This is a genomic window from Comamonas sp. Z3, assembly GCF_008121565.1.
GTDB lineage: Bacteria > Pseudomonadota > Gammaproteobacteria > Burkholderiales > Burkholderiaceae_C > Comamonas > Comamonas brasiliensis.
Map to the genome: position 1 here is coordinate 81,983 of NZ_VOQU01000005.1, position 15,418 is coordinate 97,400.

At 62.2% G+C, this 15,418-nt stretch carries 9 protein-coding genes and 1 tRNA gene; 2 read left to right on the forward strand and 8 right to left on the reverse strand.

Annotated features, from left to right (window positions below):
* The 8 genes from FSY59_RS15735 to FSY59_RS15770 all read right to left on the reverse strand — a co-directional run bounded on the left by FSY59_RS15735 (nucleotide 1) and on the right by FSY59_RS15770 (nucleotide 10,941).
* A tRNA-Sec gene (locus tag FSY59_RS15735) sits at nucleotides 1-96 on the reverse strand.
* 184 nt (nucleotides 97-280) lie between these two features.
* The gene (gene selB, locus FSY59_RS15740; protein WP_148729285.1) at nucleotides 281-2,206 is read right to left on the reverse strand and encodes a selenocysteine-specific translation elongation factor; all 1,926 of its coding nucleotides are present in this window, start codon (nucleotides 2,204-2,206) and stop codon (nucleotides 281-283) included.
* Between the two features lie 95 nt (nucleotides 2,207-2,301).
* Nucleotides 2,302-3,741, reverse strand: coding sequence for an L-seryl-tRNA(Sec) selenium transferase (selA, locus tag FSY59_RS15745; protein WP_050874741.1), 1,440 nt, complete (start codon nucleotides 3,739-3,741; stop codon nucleotides 2,302-2,304).
* Nucleotides 3,742-3,829: 88 nt separating this feature from the next.
* Entirely contained in the window at nucleotides 3,830-4,798 is a 969-nt protein-coding gene (gene fdhE / locus FSY59_RS15750; protein WP_148729286.1) for a formate dehydrogenase accessory protein FdhE, read from the reverse strand.
* Between the two features lie 102 nt (nucleotides 4,799-4,900).
* The gene (locus tag FSY59_RS15755) at nucleotides 4,901-5,527 is read right to left on the reverse strand and encodes a formate dehydrogenase subunit gamma (protein ID WP_003055537.1); all 627 of its coding nucleotides are present in this window, start codon (nucleotides 5,525-5,527) and stop codon (nucleotides 4,901-4,903) included.
* Entirely contained in the window at nucleotides 5,524-6,453 is a 930-nt protein-coding gene (gene fdxH, locus FSY59_RS15760; RefSeq protein ID WP_003055535.1) for a formate dehydrogenase subunit beta, read from the reverse strand. The genes FSY59_RS15755 and fdxH overlap by 4 nt, the downstream gene beginning before the upstream one ends.
* A 12-nt stretch (nucleotides 6,454-6,465) precedes the next feature.
* Complete coding sequence (gene fdnG, locus FSY59_RS15765; RefSeq protein WP_148729287.1) at nucleotides 6,466-9,531, reverse strand: formate dehydrogenase-N subunit alpha; 3,066 nt, start codon at nucleotides 9,529-9,531, stop codon at nucleotides 6,466-6,468.
* A gap of 234 nt (nucleotides 9,532-9,765) precedes the next feature.
* Nucleotides 9,766-10,941, reverse strand: a complete 1,176-nt coding sequence (locus FSY59_RS15770) for an AI-2E family transporter (protein ID WP_003055531.1) — start codon at nucleotides 10,939-10,941, stop codon at nucleotides 9,766-9,768.
* Nucleotides 10,942-11,161: 220 nt separating this feature from the next.
* Between FSY59_RS15770 and FSY59_RS15775 the strand changes: the two genes are divergently transcribed.
* Together FSY59_RS15775 and odhB are read left to right on the forward strand one after the other, a co-directional pair.
* Nucleotides 11,162-14,041, forward strand: coding sequence for a 2-oxoglutarate dehydrogenase E1 component (locus tag FSY59_RS15775; protein WP_003055529.1), 2,880 nt, complete (start codon nucleotides 11,162-11,164; stop codon nucleotides 14,039-14,041).
* 63 nt (nucleotides 14,042-14,104) lie between these two features.
* Nucleotides 14,105-15,343, forward strand: a complete 1,239-nt coding sequence (gene odhB, locus FSY59_RS15780; protein ID WP_003055528.1) for a 2-oxoglutarate dehydrogenase complex dihydrolipoyllysine-residue succinyltransferase — start codon at nucleotides 14,105-14,107, stop codon at nucleotides 15,341-15,343.
* The last annotated feature ends 75 nt before the right edge of the window (nucleotides 15,344-15,418 follow it).

Sequence of the window (15,418 nt, forward strand, 5' to 3'; positions counted from 1 at the left end):
TGGCGGAAAGCAGCTGGAGTCGAACCAACCCGGGAGCGGCTGACGCCCCCCACCGGGTTTGAAGCCCGGCCGCGCCACCGGGCACGATTGCCTTCCTTTGAGTCAAGAGTGGCTGCTGCCACTCTTGTAGAAGATAGGACTGCGATTGTAGCCAGCAATCCGGCACTTGACGACGAGCCGCACGACAAGGCCTCATGTCCGGGTCCACCCTGATTTGATAGCTCGTTGCGCAAGCAGGATAAGGAACCTGGACTGATTTGCGCTGGTTCGCCTTGCAGGCTCAGCGTTGCGTGCTATTCCATTGCACGTCAGGGCGCAGCAGATGGGCGTCGCGCACGCGGCGCGTGTAGCCGGTGCGGTCGAAGAATTCGAGAATCTGGATGGCGCGCTTGCGACCCAGGCCGGTGGCATCGCGGAATGCGCTGGCTTCCACTTCACCCCTGTCGTGCTGGTGGGCGATGTCGGCAACCAGGACGGCAAGCTCATCCATGCGCGCCGGTGCATAGAACAAATCCTTGACGACCTGGAACAGCTGGCCCTGGCGCGAGAGCTTTTTGAGCAGCTGGCGCACCAGTTCTTCGCCTGCGGCATGGTCGCGCGCCAGGTCGCGCACCCAGGGCGGGTCATAGCGGCCTGCCGCGATGGCGGGCAGCAGTTTTTCGGCCAGCGTCTGCTCGGCATTGCTCAGTTGCACGCTGTGCTGCGGCAAATGCAGCCAGGCGCCGGTGCTGGCCAGCAACTGGCTGCTGAGCAGGGCATCGACCAGGCCCTGATAGAGTGCGTCGTAGCTGCTTTGCTGCAGGCCGGGCAAGGCCATGCGCCTCAGCCGGGCTGCGTTGACGCCGGGCTCGTCGGGCGATTTTTCATGAAAGCGCGCCAGGCTGTCGATGATCTGGGTCTGCAGCAACTGCCAGCGCTCGCTGCCCAGTACCAGGGCATCGCCGCCGGCAATGGGTAGCTGGATGGTGTCGGCCAGGCTGGCCTCGGGGAAGGCATGGCCGCTCAGGCGCACCAGCTGCGAGCGCGCAATGCCGTGCGGGGCCTGTGCGATCAGCGGCCTGAAGTCGCTGCGGGCTACGAGCTGCTCCATGGCGTCGAGGTAGGCCATGCGCTCTGCGCTGCGGCGCTTGCGGCTGGGCGCATAGGGGTCAAGCACCATGCCGCCGGCGATGGTGCGGCTGGCCTGGGCGTTGCGCAGGATCAGGCGGTCGCCGGGCAGCGCGAAGACCGGCGCCTCCAGCACCAGTTGCACGCGGGCTTCGGTGCCGGGCTCTATGGCCTGGTCCTGCAGCAGGGCCACATGGCCGGTGGTGCGCCTGGTGCCCAGGTGCACATGGACAGGTGTCCACTGGGCCAGCAAGGGCGCTTCGCTGAGCAGGTGCAGATGAATGTCGAGGCGGTCCGTGGCCTGCAGCAGGCGCGGGTCCATGATCCAGTCGCCGCGTTCGATCTCGTCCTTGCCTATGCCTGCCAGGTTCAGCGCACAGCGCTGGCCGGCGACGCCGCTGTCGCTGCTCTGGTTCTGGGCGTGAATACTGCGCACGCGCACGGCCTGCCCGCTGGCCGAGTGCGCCAGCGTGTCGCCCACGCGGACCTGGCCATTGAAGACCGTGCCCGTGACCACCGTGCCCTGGCCCGGCAGCGTGAAGACACGGTCCACGGCGAGCCGGAACAGGCCGTCCCTGGGTCGCGCCTGCATCATCTGGGCCTGCACCTGCAGGTGCTCGCGCAGGGCCTGTACGCCGGTATTGCCGGGTTCTGCGGCATTGGTCTCGAAGATGGGGCTGTCCGCCAGCGCGGTGACGCCGAGAATGGCGTTGATTTCCCGGTGCACGTCGGCAATGCGCTGCGGCAGCACGCGGTCGACCTTGGTCAGCGCCACGCTGCCGCGCCTGACACCCAGCAGCTGCAGAATTTCCAGATGCTCTATGGTCTGGGGCATGACGCCGTCGTCGGCAGCCACGACCAGCAGGGCGTGGTCAATGCCCACGGCACCGGCGGCCATGGTGTGGACGAATCTCTCGTGGCCCGGCACGTCGATGATGCCCAGCACATCGCCATTGGGCAGCGGGCTATAGGCATAACCAAGCTCTATGGAGATGCCGCGGGCTTTCTCTTCCTTGAGACGGTCGGTTTCCACGCCTGTGAGCGCACGCACCAGCGTGGTTTTGCCGTGGTCGATATGGCCTGCGGTTCCGATGATCATGGTGTGCTTATGGTTCTGATAGCTGCTGGCGCTTGTTTATCAAGCGATGCTAGGTGTTCTTGTAGGAATTTTGGGGCCGAGGCCATGGCGCTGGATCAGGCTAGCAGCGGCAGCTGCGCTGCAAACAGGGCCTGTGCCGGGTTTTCCAGACAGCGCAGATCCAGCCACAGCGCGTCGTCATGCAAGCGCCCGATCACCGGCCGGGGCAGGGCACGAAAGCGCGCTTCGAGCCGGGTCAGCTGGCGACCCGCCTGTTTGCCGCTGGCCGGATAGATCCTGAGGCCGAAACTGGGCAGATTTTCCACGGGCAGGGCGCCGCTGCCGATCTGGCTGTTCATGGCCGCGGTCTCCACCACATAGTCCTGGCCCAGTGCCTGCTGCAGCAGAGGCTGCAGCTGCCCGGCCTGGGCCTGCATGTCGGCGGCCTTGCGTGTGAACAGGCGCAGTGTCGTCAGCTCCTGGGCGAGCTTTTCGGGGTTCAGGTACAGGCGCAGCGTGGGCTCCAGCGCCGCCAGCGTGATCTTGCCCACGCGCAGCGCGCGCTTGAGCGGGTTCTTCTTGATCTGGGCAATCAGCTCCCGCTTGCCGACGATGATGCCGGCCTGTGGGCCGCCCAGGAGCTTGTCGCCGCTGAAGGTGACGATGTCGGCGCCGGACTCGACCGTCTCGCGCACCGTGACTTCATAGGGCAGCCCCCAGTCGCGCATGTCGATCAGCGTGCCGCTGCCCAGGTCGACGATCATGGGCAGGCTGCTGTCGTGCGCAATGCGGGCCACGTCGGCGTCGCTGACGGCCTTGGTGAAGCCGGTGATGGCGTAGTTGCTGCAGTGCACCTTCATGAGCGCAGCCGTGTTCTCGCCGATGGCCGCCGCATAGTCTTTCTCGTGGGTGCGGTTGGTGGTGCCGACTTCGATCAGCCGCGCGCCGGCGCGGGTCATGACATCGGGGATGCGGAATGCTCCGCCGATTTCCACCAGCTCGCCGCGCGAGACCACCACTTCCCGGCCCATGGCCATGGTGGACAGCACCAGCAGCACGGCAGCGGCGTTGTTGTTGACAACCGTGGCGGCTTCGGCGCCGGTCAGCTCGCAGATCAGCGATTCGACCAGGTCGTCGCGATCGCCGCGGCCACCGTCGTCGAGGTCATATTCGAGATTGGCGGGGGCGCTCATGGCCTGCACCACGGCATCGATGGCGGCCTGCGGCAGCAGGGCGCGGCCCAGATTGGTGTGCAGCACCGTGCCGGTGAGGTTGAAGACGGGCTGCAGGCGTGGTGCGAACCTGGCCTGAAGCTGGCGCTGGGCAGCCTGCGCAATGCTGGCAATGTCGGCCAGCACGCTTTGGCCGGGCTGATCGCCGGCGCCCAGAAGCTGCTGGCGCAGCCCTGTCAGCACATCACGGACCGCCTTGGTGCAGGCGTCCAGGCCGTAGGATTCACGCAATGCCTGCATCTCGCCCGCAAGCAAGACCTTGTCCACGGCAGGAAGCTCGGAGGGATGCGAAATTTCGGGGGCAGTCGCTGCGGTATTGCTCATGGCCAGGGTATGTCGGGTCGTCGAAAAATGGAAAAGGCGGCAGAAAGACCTGCCGCCTTCATTATGCTGGCGCTGGCTGCCGGCGGGATCAGGCTGCGGGGTCCACCAGCTCGTTGTCAGCCTCACCCGACTGCTCTTCGGCCACGGCCACAAACAGCAAAGGATTGGCGCTGGCGCGCTGGAACCCGGTCTCGCTCATCAGCAAGTCCAGCATCAGGCTGGCCAGATCATCGGCCAGAGGCTCGACCATGGGGTTTTTTTCCTGGTTGACGAGCTTGCGGTAGCTGCCGCATTCGTCGCAGGTTTCGGCCAGAACTTCCTCGCTGCCGCCGTCGATGCCCTGGTAGTGGATGCCCTTGGTCGATTCGCAATGCGTGCACTTGACGCGCACCATATGCCACTCGCAGGCACAAGTGCCGCAATGGGCGTAGCGGTGACCGGCGAGCTTGCCGCCGATGCGGATGACGCTGGCCACGGGTTCGCTGGCGCACACGGGGCAGATGCTGGCAGGTTCGGTGTAAGGCACGTCCTGTACCTGCAGGGCTGCTGCGCGTCTGGCGAAGACCACCTGCAGCGCGGCCATGATGAAAGGCGCCATGCCGATATGGCGGGCCGCCACTTCCTTTTGCAGCAGGCGCAGGGCGATCTCGTCGCGCTCCTGCCGGCTGAGTTCGCGCAGTGAGGTGATCAGCGGCTGCAGGGGTTCGGGCAGACCTTGGTCGCCGGCCAGGGTGTCCAGCATGGCGTCCAGCACGGCATGCCAGGCCGGATCGATATGCTCGGCGGCAGGCAGCAAAGGCATGGAATGCTGCTGCGCGCGCGCCATGCTGCTGGTGTCCAGGGGCTGCAGTTCCACCTGGGAGACTGCGGCATGCTGGGCATCCACGATCTTGGCGGCAAACTGCAGGTAATCCGCGATCGGATTGCCTTGCGCCAGCTGGCGCAGGCGCGCAGCGCGCTCGGCAAACAGGCTGGCTACCTGAGGCAGCAGGATGCGGGGGAAGCTGGTCTTGTCCAGCGCTTCGATCTCGCCGGGTTGAAGAATGCGTTGTTGCATAGAAATAGGGATCCCGAAACTGAAGCCGCCGGCACGCCCAGCAGAGGGCGTCCGGCGGCAATCAACAAGTGTCTAAGAGACTTTATCCAAGGACCGATGCGATCAGTCGTTGTCGCCAGTCATCTTGCGATACCAGCCGCGGTGGTGCTGCTTGGCCCAGGCACGGGTCACTGTGCCATACAACATGGCGCGAATGGTGCCGCGAGTCCAAATAGCCGCGTAGACGTGCATGATGATCAGGCCGATCATCCACACCGCAGCGATGGCATGCACCACCGAAGCGGCACGCACCACGCCCACGGGCAGCGTCCACCAGGCGCGCCACATCAGCACACCGGTGACCGTGATCAGCAGCATGCCGATCACCAGGCCCCAGAACAGCAGCTTCTGGCCACCGTTGTACTTGCCCTGCTCGGGCATGTCGTGGTCGTCGCCATCGATCATCTTGTTGACGTTCTTGAGCCACTCGATATCGCGGGGTTCCACGATGTTGAGCTTGGCAAAACGGCAGGCCATGACGATGAAGAACAAGGCCATCACCACCCCGATATAGGGGTGCAGAATGCGCGTCCAGGGACCGCCTCCGAACAGCTGAGTCAGCGGGAAGAAGGCGGGGTGGAAGAACGCCAGACCGGACAGGGCCAGCAAGATGAAGCAAATGCCTACCACCCAGTGGTTGGCGCGCTCCGATGCGTTGTAGCGCACGAGGTCGCGAGGGTCGCGTTTCATTGGCCGTTCTCCTTGTTCTGCGCTTCGGCGTCCTTGCGCTCCATTTCATCTTCCAGGTCCTTGGACACGTCGTTTGGACCCTTGGTGATGTAGTGGAACAGGCTGCCGACAGCCGCTGCACCCAGGGCAGCCATTGCCAGAGGCTTGGCTACACCCTTCCACAGGGACACCATCGGGCTGATCTTGGGATCGTCCGGCAGGCCCTTGTACAGCGAAGGCTTGTCCGCATGGTGCAGCACGTACATCACGTGCGTGCCACCCACGCCCTGCGGGTCGTAGAGACCGGCCTTTTCGTAGCCGCGCTCCTTGAGGTCCACGACACGGCGGGAAGCCTGCTCCTGCATGGCTTCCTTGGTGCCGAACTGGATGGCTCCGGTAGGGCAGGTCTTGACGCAGGCGGGTTCCTGGCCAACCGCCACGCGGTCCGAACACAAGGTGCACTTGTACGCCTTGTGGTCCTTCTTGGAGATGCGCGGAATGTTGAACGGACAGCCCGTGACGCAGTAGCCGCAGCCCACGCACTGGTCCTGCTGGAAGTCCACGATGCCGTTGGCATATTGGACGATGGCGCCAGGCGAGGGGCAGGCCTTGAGGCAGCCCGGGTCTTCGCAGTGCATGCAGCCGTCCTTGCGGATCAGCCACTCCAGGTTGCCTGTGGCTTCGTTTTCGTACTCGGCAAAGCGCATCACGGTCCACGACTCCGACGTCAGATCCGTCGGGTTGTCGTAGACGCCAGCGGCCACTGTGCCGATTTCGTCGCGAAGGTCGTTCCACTCCATGCAGGCTGTCTGGCAAGCCTTGCAGCCAATGCATTTGGAGACGTCGATCAGCTTGGCGACTTCACCCGCATGCGCACCGCGTGCGCTGGGTGCGGGTGTCGTCGTCGCCGAGCGGCGTTTGATATCGAGAGACATGGTTGAGGACATCAGCGTGGCTCCTTAGATCTTTTCCACCTTCACGAGGAAGGTCTTGGATTCAGGGGTCAAGCTGTTACCGTCACCCACGGAGGCTGTCAGGTTGTTCGCCAGATAGCCCTTGCGTCCCGTCGTGGAGAAGCCCCAGTGAATCGGCACGCCCACGTGATGGATGGTCTTGCCATCGATCTTCATGGGCTTGATGCGCTTGGTCACCACGGCCACCGCCTTGACGAAGCCGCGCTTGGACGAAACCTTGACCTGGTGGCCGGTTTCGATGCCCAGCTCCTTGCCCAGAGCCTCGCCGATTTCCACGAACTGTTCGGGCTGGACGATGTTGTTCAGCTGAACATGCTTGGTCCAGTAGTGGAAGTGCTCGGTCAGGCGGTAGGTCGTGCCCACGTGCGGGTAATCCTTGGGATCGCCCTGGGTGCCCTTGGCGGTTTCCAGGATGCGTATCACGGGGCTGATCACGGCCTGCTTGTTGTTGGGGTACATGGGGTTGTAGCCCAGCGGGTTGTCAAACGCCTCGTAATGCGTGGGGAACGGACCTTCTGCCATACCCTTGCGGGCAAACAGGCGGGCCACCCCTTCTGGGTTCATGATGAAGGGGTTGATCACCTCGGGATCCAGTCCCACGGCCACGTCCGGCACGTCCGCTCCGCCCCATTGCTTGCCGTTCCACTTGATCAGCACGCGTTCGGGGTTGAAGGGCTTGCCCTGGCGGTCGCAGGATGCGCGGTTGTAGAGCACACGGCGGTTGGCTGGCCAGGCCCAGGCCCAGTTCAGCGTGTTGCCTATGCCTGTGGGGTCGCTGTTGTCGCGGCGCGCCATCTGGTTGCCGGACGAGGTCCAGCTGCCAGCCCAGATCCAGCAGCCGCCCAGGGTGGTGCCGTCATCGCGCATTTCGCCAAAGCCCGCCAGTTGCTCGCCGGCCTTGCGGATGAGCTTGGTGGGGTCCTTGGGGTCGAACAGGTCCACCAGCGCACGACCGTTGTACTCCTTGGCCACTTCCTCGGAGGAGGGGTGATCGGCTTCGGCGTAAGGCCAGTACAGATTGGTGATGGGCTCGGAGAACTTGCCGCCTTCCTTCTGGTACAGGGCCTTCAGGCGCAGATGCAGAGCGGACATGATGGCAATATCGGTCTTGGCTTCTCCCGGGGGCTCGGCGGCCTTCCAGTGCCACTGCAGCACGCGCGAGGAACTGACCACGGCACCGTCTTCTTCGGCAAAGCAGGTGGTGGGCAGGCGGAACACCTCGGTCTGGATGGAGGCGGAGTCCACGTCGTTGAACTCGCCGTGGTTCTTCCAGAACTCCGAAGTCTCGGTCACCAGCGGATCCATGATGACCAGGAACTTCAGCTTCTTGAGGCCTTCGCGCACGCTGTTGCTGTTGGCCAGGGCCGCCAGGGGGTTGAAGCCCTGAGCGATATAGCCATTGACCTTGCCCTGAGTCATCATCTCAAAGATCTGCAACATGTCGTACTGCTTGTCCAGCTTGGGCAGGTAGTCGAAAGCCCAGTTGTTTTCTGCAGTTGCGGCCGGGCCCCACCACGCCTTCATCAGGCTGACGTGGAACTTGGGCGTGTTCGACCAGTAGTTCATCTGGCCGGGGCGCAGCAGCTTGGGCGTGCGCGTGGCGATGTACTGGTTGTAGTCCTGCTCGGCTTCGTTCGGCAGCGTCAGGTACCCGGGAAGCGAAGCAGACAGAATGCCCAGGTCGGTCAGGCCCTGGATGTTGGAGTGACCGCGCAGCGCGTTCATGCCGCCGCCGGCGATGCCGATATTGCCCAGCAGCAGCTGGATCATGGCGCCGGTGCGCAGAATCTGCGCGCCCGTGGTGTGCTGGGTCCAGCCCAGTGCATACAGGATGGTGGCGACACGGCCTGCTTCGGCGGTCGAAGCCAGCTTCTCGCACACGTGCAGGAATTTCTCCTTGGGCGTGCCGCAGATGGATTCCACCTTCTCGGGCGTGTAGCCGGCGTAGTGCTTCTTGAGCCACTGATAGACGCAGCGAGGGTGTTCCAGCGTGGGGTCGACCTTCACAAAGCCGTCTTCACCCAGCTCGTAGTCCCAGGACGCCTTGTCGTAGGTGCGCTTTTCGGGGTTGTAGCCCGAGAAAATACCTTCGTCGAACGCAAAGTCCTCGCGCACGATGAATGAGAAGTCCGTGTAGTTCTTCACATACTCGTGGTGAATCCTGTCGTTGGTCAGCAGGTAGTTGATCACGCCGCCGAGGAAGACGATGTCCGATCCGGAACGGATCGGTGCATAGAAGTCAGCCACGGATGCCGAGCGGTTGAAGCGCGGATCGACCACCATGAAGTGAGCCTTGTTGTGCTCCTTCGCTTCGGTCACCCACTTGAAGCCGCAGGGGTGTGCTTCGGCGGCATTGCCGCCCATGATCAAAATAACGTCCGCGTTCTTGATGTCGACCCAATGGTTCGTCATCGCTCCACGGCCAAACGTCGGGGCAAGACCTGCCACCGTCGGGCCGTGTCAGACACGTGCTTGGTTGTCGAGTGCAAGAAGGCCCCAGGAGCGGGCCACTTTGTGCGTGATGTAGCCGGCTTCGTTGCTGGAGGCCGAAGCGGCCAGCATGCCGGTGGTGAGCCAGCGGTTGACCTTCTGTCCTTTTTCGTTGGTTTCAACGAAGTTGGCGTCGCGGTCTTCCTTGAGCAGCTTGGTGATGCGGTTCAGCGCCTCGTCCCAGGACATGCGCTTCCACTCGGAGGAGCCAGGGGCGCGATATTCGGGGTACTTGAGGCGGCTGGGACTGTGGACAAAGTCCAGCAGCGATGCACCCTTGGGACACAGTGTGCCGCGATTGACCGGATGATCCGGGTCGCCTTCCACGTGCATCACGGACAGACGGGTGTTCTTGCCACCGTCGCCCAGGGAGTACATCAAGATGCCGCAGCCTACGGAGCAGTAGGTGCAGGTTTGGCGGGTTACGGTGGTGGCGGACAGTTTGTACTGTCGCACCTCAGCAAGAGCGGCTGTGGGTGAGAAACCCATCAGCGCCAAGCTGGAACCCGCCAGAGTCGAACCAGTCACTTTCATGAACTGGCGTCTGGAGAATTGGACCATTGTGGGGTACCTTTTCGTATGAACGCTTATGTGAAAGCAAATTTTACGACCCCCCTCATTTTTGATAGCAGTTACAAACCCTTAATTCTTGAGTAACGTCAAGCGACTTTGCGCTTTGTTTTTCGTTTTTGTATTTATTAATGAGGGTGATAGCCTTCGGCCTGCTCTTCCTTAACCTATCCATTTCCCGGCGGGAAAGCCATCGGTCGACAGGCCGAATTGCACAAAAAAATCCTAGTCTGTGTCGCCTTTTTGTGTTTCGGGCGGCTGCGCTACGAGGGTTGGAGGACCGCTTTCGGCGCGCTGCGGGTCGTCACTCATTGCGCGTTCTGGCGCGATTTCGCGGTTCAGTTGCTCCTCCACCTGCAGCTGCATGGTGGCAAACAGCTCCCAGGCAGCCATGAACAGAGCAGCGATGGCCGGGCCGAGTACAAAGCCCGAAAGACCGAACAAGGCCATGCCTCCCAGGGTGGAGATCAGCACCACATAGTCAGGCATCTTGGTGTCCTTGCCGACCAGCAGGGGACGCAGCACGTTGTCCACCAGGCCGATGACCAGCACGCCATAGGCTGCCAGGATCAGGCCCTTGGTGATGGCGCCTGTGGCCAGGAAGTAGATCGCAACCGGTCCCCAGACCAGGCCCGCCCCTACTGCGGGCAGCAAGGACAGAAAAGCCATCACCACGGCCCAGAGCACCGCGCCCTGGATGCCCAGAATCCAGAAAATCAGGCCCCCCAGCGCACCCTGAGCCGCAGCGACGGCCAGATTGCCCTTGACCGTGGCCCGGATGACGGTGATGAACTTGGTCGCCAGCTCGCGCTTGTGCTCGGGCGCCAGGGGCGTGGCTGCCCAGATGCGTGCCACCAGCTCCTTGCCGTCGCGCAGCAGAAAGAAGATGAGGTAGAGCATGACGCCGAAGCCCACGACAAAGCCCAGGGTGTTCTGTCCCAGCCCCACGGCCTTGGTGGCCGCGAGCTTGCTGGCCTGCAGAGCGATATTGGAGAGCTTGGCCTGGATTTCTTCTAGCGTGCCCAGGTGCAGCTTTTCCATCCAAGGCGTCAGCCAGGAGGGCAGGGCATTGAAGATCTGCTCCACATAGCTGCCGGCGGAGAGGTTGCCGCTGCTGACCTGGTCATAGATGGCCGAGGTCTCCTTGATGAGGGACAGCCCTATCAGAGACAGCGGCAAAATCACCATTACCAGACTAATCAGCAAGGTTGCCAGCGCGGCCAGCGTGGGTCTGTTGGGCATGCGCATCAGCAGCTTGCGGTGCAGGGGGGCGAAGACGATGGCAAACACCACGCCCCAGAAGATGGCAACGGCATATTCCTCGAGAACCAAGCCGAATCCGGCGGTTACTGCTATCAAAAGAAGAATGAATGCACGTTTGTGAAGCGGCAAAAGCGGCATGCGAATCCTTGTTTATGGAGTTCCCGCAATGTAAGCGACTCCCAGGGGTGTAAACATCTTGTCTTTTATAAGACCAAGACTTTGAACAGTGGCACAATGGCTGCCGCAACTCAAGGCCCTTCCCCAGCCACAGTCGCATCCGCCAATCGGTACAGCCGTGTCGCGGGAGGTTCCACAAACCAGCTAATGCTTTCCGAAGGAAAGCGGAGGTCAGCGAGATATGAGCGATCAGTCAACGATCTATCAAGCCTATCAAGGCAACACCTATCTGTTCGGCGGCAATGCGCCCTATGTCGAAGAGATGTACGAGAACTACCTGGCCAACCCCGGCAGCGTTCCCGATTCCTGGCGTGAGTACTTCGATGCCCTGCAGCATGTGCCTGCAGTGGACGGCACCGACAACAAGGACGTTCCCCACCTGCCCGTGATCAACGCTTTTGCCGAGCGCGCAAAGCAGGGTGGCACCAAGGTGGTGGTGGCTTCCGGCGCCGACTCCGAACTGGGTCGCAAGCGCACGGCCGTGCAGCAACTGATCGCAGCCTACCGCAACGTGGGTCAGCGCTGGGCCGATCTGGATCCACTGAAGCGCACCGAGCGCCCCGAAATTCCCGAGCTGGAGCCTTCCTTCTACGGCTTCACCGACGCCGACCAGGAAGTGGTGTTCAACACCAGCAACACCTTCTTCGGCAAGGAAAGCATGACTCTGCGCGAGCTGATGAATGCTCTGCGCGAAACCTACTGCGGCACCCTGGGCGCCGAGTACATGTATGCCACCAATCAGAATCAAAAGCGCTGGTGGCAGCAGCGCCTGGAATCTATCCGCTCCAAGCCCGTCTTCAATGCGGACGAGAAAAAGCGCATCCTGGACCGCCTGACCGCTGCCGAAGGCCTGGAGCGCTATCTGCACACCAAGTATGTGGGCCAGAAGCGCTTCTCGCTGGAAGGTGGCGAGTCCTTCATCGCTGCCATGGACGAGCTGATCAATTCCGCCAGCGCCAAGGGCGTGCAGGAAGTCGTGATCGGCATGGCTCACCGTGGCCGTCTGAACGTGCTGGTCAACACCCTGGGCAAGGCGCCCAAGGATCTGTTTGCCGAGTTCGACCACACAGCTCCCGAAGATCTGCCTGCCGGTGACGTGAAGTATCACCAGGGCTTCAGCTCCGACGTGTCTGCCAAGGGCGGTCCCGTTCACCTGTCGCTGGCCTTCAACCCTTCGCACCTGGAAATCGTCAACCCCGTGGTGGAAGGTTCGGTGCGCTCGCGCATGGACCGTCGCGACGACCCCATGGGCAAGCAAGTGCTGCCCGTGCTGGTGCACGGTGACGCGGCCTTCGCCGGCCAGGGCGTGAACCAGGAAACCCTGGCGCTGTCCGAAACCCGTGGCTACACCACCGGCGGTACGGTTCACATCATCATCAACAACCAGATCGGTTTCACCACCTCTGATCCCCGCGATCTGCGCTCCACGCTGTATTGCACCGACATCGTCAAGATGATCGAGTCGCCCGTGCTGCACGTGAATGGCGATGATCCCGAAGCCGTGTGCCTGGCCATGCAACTGGCCCTGGAATTCCGCATGGAATTCTCCAAGGACGTGGTGGTCGACATCATCTGCTTCCGCAAGCTGGGTCACAACGAGCAGGACACACCTGCACTGACGCAGCCTCTGATGTACAAGAAGATCGCTGCCCACCCCGGCACGCGCAAGCTGTACGCAGACAAGCTGGCCACCCAGGGCCTGGGCGATACGCTGGGCGACGACATGGTCAAGGCCTATCGCGCCGCCATGGACGAAGGTCGTCACACCCAGGACGTGGTGCTGACCAACTTCAAGAGCAAGTACGCCGTGGACTGGAGCCCCTTCGTGGGCAAGACCTGGACCGACGCCGGCGACACCGCTATTCCCTTGACCGAGTGGAAGCGCCTGGCCGAGAAGATCACGACCCTGCCTGCCAGCGTGAACCCTCATGCTCTGGTCAAGAAGGTGTACGACGATCGCGCAGCAATGGGCCGCGGCGATGTGAACGTGGACTGGGGCATGGGCGAAACCATGGCCTTCGGCTCCCTGGTCGCTTCGGGCTATCCCGTGCGTCTGTCGGGTGAAGACTCGGGTCGCGGCACCTTTACGCACCGTCACGCCGTGGTTCATGACCAAAAGCGTGAAAAGTGGGACGAGGGCACTTATATTCCTTTGCAGAACGCTGCCGAGAATCAGGCTCCGTTCGTCGTGATCGACTCCATCCTGTCCGAAGAGGCAGTGCTGGGCTTTGAATACGGCTATGCATCGAACGACCCCAACACCCTGGTGGTCTGGGAAGCCCAGTTCGGCGACTTCGCCAACGGCGCCCAGGTGGTGATCGACCAGTTCATCGCATCCGGTGAAGTGAAGTGGGGCCGTGTCAACGGCCTGACACTGATGCTGCCTCACGGCTATGAAGGCCAGGGCCCCGAGCACAGCTCGGCGCGTCTGGAGCGCTTCATGCAGCTGGCTGCCGACACCAACATGCAGATCGTGCAGCCCACAACGGCCAGCCAGATCTTCCACGTGCTGCGTCGCCAGATGGTTCGTGGCCTGCGCAAGCCGCTGGTCATCATGACTCCCAAGTCGCTGCTTCGTAACAAGGACGCCACGTCGCCCCTGTCCGAGTTCACCTCTGGTGGTTTCCAGACCGTGATCCCCGAGCAGGACGAAACCATCGTCAAGAACGCTGCCAAGGTCAAGCGCATCATCGCCTGCTCGGGCAAGGTGTACTACGATCTGGTCAAGAAGCGTGCCGAGAAGGAATCCAAGGACGTCGCCATCATCCGCGTCGAGCAGCTGTATCCCTTCCCCCACAAGGCGTTCGCCGCCGAAGTGAAGAAGTACGCCAACGCTACTGACATCGTGTGGTGCCAGGATGAGCCTCAGAACCAGGGTGCCTGGTTCTTCATCCAGCACAACATCCACGAGAACATGCGTGAAGGCCAGAAGCTGGGCTACTCCGGTCGCGCTGCGTCCGCTTCGCCCGCCGTTGGCTACGCACATCTGCACCAAGAGCAACAAAAGGCACTGGTGGAAGGCGCATTCGCCAAGCTCAAGGGCTTTGTCCTGACCAAGTAATACAGGCGACACCCCCTGTCCGAGGACAGGGGGCACAAGAAACATCTTTGGAAAGAATTCAAAATGGCAATCGTTGAAGTTAAAGTCCCCCAGCTGTCCGAATCCATCACGGAAGCCACCATGCTGACCTGGAAGAAAAAGGTCGGCGAGGCAGTGGCCATCGATGAAATCCTCATCGAAATCGAAACCGACAAGGTCGTGCTGGAAGTGCCCGCTCCTTCGGCTGGCGTGATCACCGAAATCCTGCAAGGCGATGGCGCAACCGTGGCTGCCGAGCAAGTGATCGCCAAGATCGACTCCGAAGCCGTCGCCGGTGCTGCGGCTCCTGCAGCCGCCCCTGCTGCTGCGACTCCTGCTGCTGCCCCCGTGGCTGCGGCTCCCGCCGGCGCCGACAAGAGCGGCGTGGCCATGCCTGCTGCTGCCAAGATCCTTGCCGACAACAACCTGTCCGCTGCCAACGTGGCTGGCACAGGCAAGGACGGCCGCGTGACCAAGGGCGACGCCCTGGGTGCCATCAAGGCCGGCGCAGCCATCCCCACCGGCGCTCCCAAGGCAGCTCTGCCTCAGGTGGCAGCTCCCGTGACCAAGGAAAGCCTGGGCGACCGTCCCGAGCAGCGCGTGCCCATGACACGTCTGCGTGCCCGTATTGCCGAGCGTCTGCTGCAATCCCAGGCTACCAACGCCATCCTGACCACGTTCAACGAAGTGAACATGGCTCCCGTGATGGAGCTGCGCAAGAAGTTCCAGGACCAGTTCACCAAGGAACATGGCGTGAAGCTGGGCTTCATGTCCTTCTTCGTCAAGGCTGCAGTGCATGCCCTGAAGAAGTTCCCCGCAGTCAACGCCTCCATCGACGGCAACGACATCGTCTACCACGGCTACTTCGACATCGGTATCGCCGTGAGCTCGCCTCGTGGCCTGGTGGTGCCCATCCTGCGCAATGCAGACCAGATGAGCTTCGCCGACATCGAGAAGAAGATTGTCGAGTTCGGCCAGAAGGCCAAGGAAGGCAAGCTGGGCATTGAAGAAATGACCGGCGGTACCTTCTCCATCTCCAATGGCGGAACTTTCGGCTCGATGATGTCCACCCCCATCATCAACCCCCCTCAGTCCGCCATTCTGGGCGTGCACGCCACCAAGGATCGCGCCGTGGTCGAGAACGGTCAGATCGTGATCCGTCCCATGAACTACCTGGCCATGTCCTATGACCACCGCATCATCGACGGTCGCGAAGCCGTGCTGAGCCTGGTGGCCATGAAGGACGCGCTGGAAGATCCTTCTCGCCTCCTGTTTGATCTGTAATTCAGCAGATCGAGCTTCTACAAAGCCCACCACCAAAAGCGGTGGGCTTTTTTCGAGTTAAACAGAGAAAAGATT

Excerpts from the sequence above, each read along its gene's own strand:
- selB (WP_148729285.1), bottom strand. The coding sequence starts at position 2,206 with ATGATCATCGGAACCGCAGGCCATATCGACCACGGCAAAACCACGCTG.
- selA (WP_050874741.1), bottom strand. The coding sequence starts at position 3,741 with ATGAGCAATACCGCAGCGACTGCCCCCGAAATTTCGCATCCCTCCGAG.
- fdhE (WP_148729286.1), bottom strand. The coding sequence starts at position 4,798 with ATGCAACAACGCATTCTTCAACCCGGCGAGATCGAAGCGCTGGACAAG.
- FSY59_RS15755 (WP_003055537.1), bottom strand. The coding sequence starts at position 5,527 with ATGAAACGCGACCCTCGCGACCTCGTGCGCTACAACGCATCGGAGCGC.
- fdxH (WP_003055535.1), bottom strand. The coding sequence starts at position 6,453 with ATGTCCTCAACCATGTCTCTCGATATCAAACGCCGCTCGGCGACGACG.
- FSY59_RS15770 (WP_003055531.1), bottom strand. The coding sequence starts at position 10,941 with ATGCCGCTTTTGCCGCTTCACAAACGTGCATTCATTCTTCTTTTGATA.
- FSY59_RS15775 (WP_003055529.1), top strand. The coding sequence starts at position 11,162 with ATGAGCGATCAGTCAACGATCTATCAAGCCTATCAAGGCAACACCTAT.
- odhB (WP_003055528.1), top strand. The coding sequence starts at position 14,105 with ATGGCAATCGTTGAAGTTAAAGTCCCCCAGCTGTCCGAATCCATCACG.